General features: G+C 33.9%; 5 protein-coding genes and 2 pseudogenes. 4 read left to right on the top strand and 3 right to left on the bottom strand.

The genetic code is table 11. The annotated features are described in order from the left end of the window. Positions 1 to 450 precede the first annotated feature (450 nt). The 4 genes and pseudogenes from RM529_RS18175 to RM529_RS16160 all read left to right on the top strand — a co-directional run. Positions 451 to 586 (top strand): annotated as a pseudogene (locus tag RM529_RS18175) (tyrosine-type recombinase/integrase); the annotation flags it as partial. A gap of 104 nt (positions 587 to 690) precedes the next feature. After that, a complete protein-coding gene (locus tag RM529_RS16170; RefSeq protein ID WP_311485779.1) occupies positions 691 to 1,482 on the top strand; it encodes a sulfurtransferase in 792 nt (263 codons plus the stop codon). A gap of 306 nt (positions 1,483 to 1,788) precedes the next feature. Further along, positions 1,789 to 2,682 (top strand): FkbM family methyltransferase, encoded by an 894-nt coding sequence (locus tag RM529_RS16165; protein ID WP_311485778.1) that lies wholly within the window; start codon positions 1,789 to 1,791, stop codon positions 2,680 to 2,682. A gap of 121 nt (positions 2,683 to 2,803) precedes the next feature. Beyond that, positions 2,804 to 3,073: pseudogene (locus RM529_RS16160) on the top strand (transposase); the annotation flags it as partial. Between the two features lie 145 nt (positions 3,074 to 3,218). Here the strand turns inward: RM529_RS16160 and RM529_RS18260 are convergent. The 3 genes from RM529_RS18260 to RM529_RS16150 all read right to left on the bottom strand — a co-directional run bounded on the left by RM529_RS18260 (position 3,219) and on the right by RM529_RS16150 (position 4,047). After that, positions 3,219 to 3,395: a hypothetical protein gene (locus RM529_RS18260; RefSeq protein ID WP_489752742.1), complete on the bottom strand. Its 177-nt coding sequence runs from the start codon at positions 3,393 to 3,395 to the stop codon at positions 3,219 to 3,221. Between the two features lie 40 nt (positions 3,396 to 3,435). After that, positions 3,436 to 3,669 carry a hypothetical protein gene (locus RM529_RS16155; RefSeq protein WP_311485780.1) on the bottom strand — a complete coding sequence of 78 codons (234 nt, stop codon included), beginning with the start codon at positions 3,667 to 3,669 and terminating at the stop codon, positions 3,436 to 3,438. Between the two features lie 147 nt (positions 3,670 to 3,816). After that, a complete protein-coding gene (locus RM529_RS16150) occupies positions 3,817 to 4,047 on the bottom strand; it encodes a hypothetical protein (protein WP_311485776.1) in 231 nt (76 codons plus the stop codon). Positions 4,048 to 4,083 lie beyond the last annotated feature (36 nt).

The raw sequence follows: 4,083 nt of genomic DNA, 5'->3' as shown, positions 1-4,083 counted from the left end.
ACTCTCCAGACACAACAGCTGGCTATTTTTTAATCGAACTCAGGTTTAAAATAACCTTAATCCTCTCTTTTGTTCTTTCTGATTAGTAAGTAAAAGTTAAGAAATCAAACTTAAGATGCCTAAACCTGTGTCGAATCGTAAGTCCTTGCTTGCAACGCCTGATTGTGCTACCGCTGTTCTTTCGGTCGGAACTTGCGGACAATCGCGCTCGCCAGCTCGGCTTGTTTTTATTCAAGACTTTGTGAGTTATCAAAAAAAAGGAGCCCCAGACGGGAAATATTTAAATAAGTTATTCGGGATGATCTTTCAAATTCTTCGGTCAACCTAGCCATAAATTCAATTAAGTTTTTGTCTGAGGTGGTCCTTGAAATCCCCTACAGGTTCTAGGATATAGAAAGACCTCGAAAAGAAACAAGTTGCCACAGGTCCTTTCAAAATTAAGAAGAAGGTACTACCCACATGCTCCGGTATTCCTTTGCCACGCATATTCGAAAGCGGAATCGATATTAGATATATTCAGGTTCTTCTAGGACACAGCAGCACAAAATCAAGAGAAATTTACACACACGTTGCCACTAACGTTTAATTTAACATAAAAAATCCCTTACATTTGTAACAGACGTAATAGAATAACAGTAATATTGCTATTAACAAAACGTTACCCAAAATTGAAAACAATATTTTGTTCTAATGAATTTTCCGATCATAGGTGCTAAACAATTAAAGGATAAATTAGAGAATCAAAATCTAATAATTTTAGACTGCAGCCCAAAGTCAAACAAGGCTGGTTTAAATTCGAACTATGGAAATGAAAAAATTGAAGGTGCTAGATATTTTGACCTAAAGAATGATTTCAGTGATCCAGGATCAAATTATCCAAATACACTTCCCACTTCAGAACAATTTTCAGAGAATTGCAGAAAGTTAGGTATTAGTAATTCAAGTGAAATAATAGTTTATGATAATTTAGGAGTTTATACTAGTCCAAGAGTTTGGTGGATGTTTAATGTTATGGGACACAATGATGTTTCTGTTTTAAATGGCGGACTACCAACTAAAACTAATTACGCCTCAAATATAGAATTAGGGAATTTTACTTCAAATTTCCGGAAAGAAATGATTTCGGATTTCGATTTCATAAAGAAAAATTTGATTAAGAAAAATGCACTTATAATTGATGCACGAAATCAAGACCGATTTAATGGAGTTATCGCTGAACCTAGAGAAGGATTGAGAAGTGGAAACATACCTAATTCAATTAATATTCCTTTTCAAGATGTTCTTGAAAATGGAAAATTTAAGGAAAAAAATCAATTGAGATTAGTATTTAAAGATATAGATAATGAATCTAAAAAATTGGTTTTCAGTTGCGGATCTGGAGTAACTGCCTGTATTGTGTATTTGGCGAGTGAATTAATTCTCAATAATAAAAAATCTCTTTATGACGGCTCTTGGACGGAATGGGGAAGTTTAGTGAATTAGGGAAATTACAACTTTGGGTAACAACATATAAAAACAATGCTAAAACCTGTCTCAAATCGAAACACTTGGCGTACTTGCTGCGTCTGATTTTCCTGCGGAAAATCATCGCCGGCAATCGCCGCACTGGTTTTACACGGAACGTTGTGCAACCTTCTCTATATGAAGAAACTCCATTAATTTCTTCGGCTAACGTCAAAGAAAATGGACAGAGCGAAAAGGGAAATAGGAGCAATTTTTAAAGATTGCAACTAATTGATTATCAATAACAAAATTTGACGTTTGTAAGAATATTAAAAACCAAGATAAATGGACCTGCTCTACTCAATTATTTATGATCCCAAAATTAATCAGGTTATAAGAAATTTAAATTATTTTTTATCACCAATACTACCTGAAAAGGTAAAAATCCATCCTGCTGGTTTAATTAATGTAAGAGTTAAAAATCACAATTCATTTAAACTAAAAACCAACCAGACAAGTTATGTTACGAGAGAACTTTTCTGGAAAGGAAGTCAAAACTATGAATACACACCTATTTTTATAAAATTAATCCAAAAAGTTAATAACTTTTTCGACATTGGCTCGAGCATTGGATATTTTAGTATTCTGGGAGCAAACGTAAATAAAAACTTAAAAGTAGAAGCTTTTGAACCTTCCACAGGCTCAATGATTTATCTTTCAGAAAATGTAAAAATAAATTATTTAAGTGATAGAATAAACGTAAACTATTTGGCATTGTCTGATAAAACAGGTCAAATAGATTTTTGTGAAATTAGAAATCGAAAATATCCAACAATTTATAACTTATCAGGAGAACATAATATTGGAACTAAACCAAATCTTAAATCAATTATAACGAAAATTAATTCTGACACTTTGGACAGCTTTGTGCTAAAAAAAAAAATTACGAATATTGACCTAATGAAATTGGATACGGAAGGCTGTGAAGATTTAGTTTTAAAAAACGGTTCATTAACAATCGGTAAATTTAAACCGATTATTATATGCGAAATATTATTCGACAGAATTGAAAGTCAACTTGAAAAAGTTATGTTAGAACATCAATATGAATTTTATAATCACATCGGAAATGGCCTTAAAAAAGTAAATAGTATCCAAAGAAAAATAGATAATGGGGTTAGAAATTGTTTTATTGTTCATCCTACGAAAAGATATTTGATAGACGAATTTATTCTATAAAATATATTGCACGAGGGTGTAAAATAAATTCTGTCTGAATAGCTTTATTTATTAATTTCATTCAGATCGAATTATCACCATAAAAGAACAACAAGAAAGGACTATCTCATAAACTGTGTAAATGAAAAAAGAGGATTTATTTAGCGATGAATTTTTGAAGCAGTTCAGAAACGGAAAAGGACTCAACGGATTTTTAAAGGATCTGCAAAAACGAGGCATTGAAAAGATGCTCGAGGGAGAACTTGATGATCATCATGGCTATGATAAAAATCGGAAATCCGACAATCCCAACACCCGTAATGGCTATGGTCAAAAGAAGGTCCGTACTTCCTTTGGGGAATCGGAGATCCAGGTTCCCCGGGATCGTAATACTTCTGATCATCCCCCAATATATCTTTCAGTAATTTTAAAATTCTTAATAATTCCTGGAGCCAGGGTGTGCTCTATTTTCCGGGAATGGTAGTCAATAAGATTTTGGAGTTATTGAGAGTTTTCATCTTCCCCCAGATAGGTAGCCTTAATTAGCTTAGCCGTAATTAACTTGCCTTAGAGGTTAAATCCTGATAACATTGGAATAATTTAGATTTTGTAGAATCCAGGTAATGATTTATTTGTTTCGCTTCTATAGAAGTGCCTTTGGCCCTTCTATTCTTAATATCACACAAATCAAGTGAAATTTTCCTTTTCAGACTTACGAGGACTGTAAGTGCCATACATACAAAAAGAAAGATGTAAAACGGACTCAGCATTGCTCTAAAGTTTTCTTTTAAGAGATGAAGCTCCTTCCTCCTGGGGCTCCGGAAAAGTTTTTCCAAAGAACAGAAAAGCGTAAATAACAGTTGGCGCCATAATAATCCAAATTTGAGTCTCCCAGGTAAACCCAAAATCTGTCATGAACTTTGATATGAGAGATCCAAGGAAAATCCCTCCCGGAAACCACATATGAAACCTGTTCAGCATTTTATTCATTTTAACACCAGAATACATAGCTGCAATCATAGGGTTACAGGCCGCTTCTGTACATCCATTACCAAAACCGATAAAGAGTGTGTGTAGATATTAGTAAGCCGTATTATCACCCTGCATAAATCGTTAGTATTATTCCCAGTGTATGGGCTACAAAAGCTACTGTCATTATATTTTTCGGTCCGAAAGTATGATACACCAGCCTCCAATAATCATTGAAATGGGCATCCCCAGGACCCACATAGAATTAATGAATCCAAGTTGTTCTGCAGAAAGGTCAAATTCTTCTCCCAATTGTGGAAGTATCCCTGTCCTAATAGAGAAGGAAAAGGCGGTGGTTATAAGAGCAAAACAACTTCCATGAAATAAAGCATTTTTATTAAGGGATGCAGTTGTCACGTGATCTAATTTTATTAGTTAGTCGACCCTTAGAAA

Origin of the sequence: Autumnicola edwardsiae (genome assembly GCF_031846505.1) — a bacterium.
GTDB lineage: Bacteria > Bacteroidota > Bacteroidia > Flavobacteriales > Flavobacteriaceae > Autumnicola > Autumnicola edwardsiae.
This window is presented reverse-complemented; position numbering and strand designations above follow the sequence as displayed.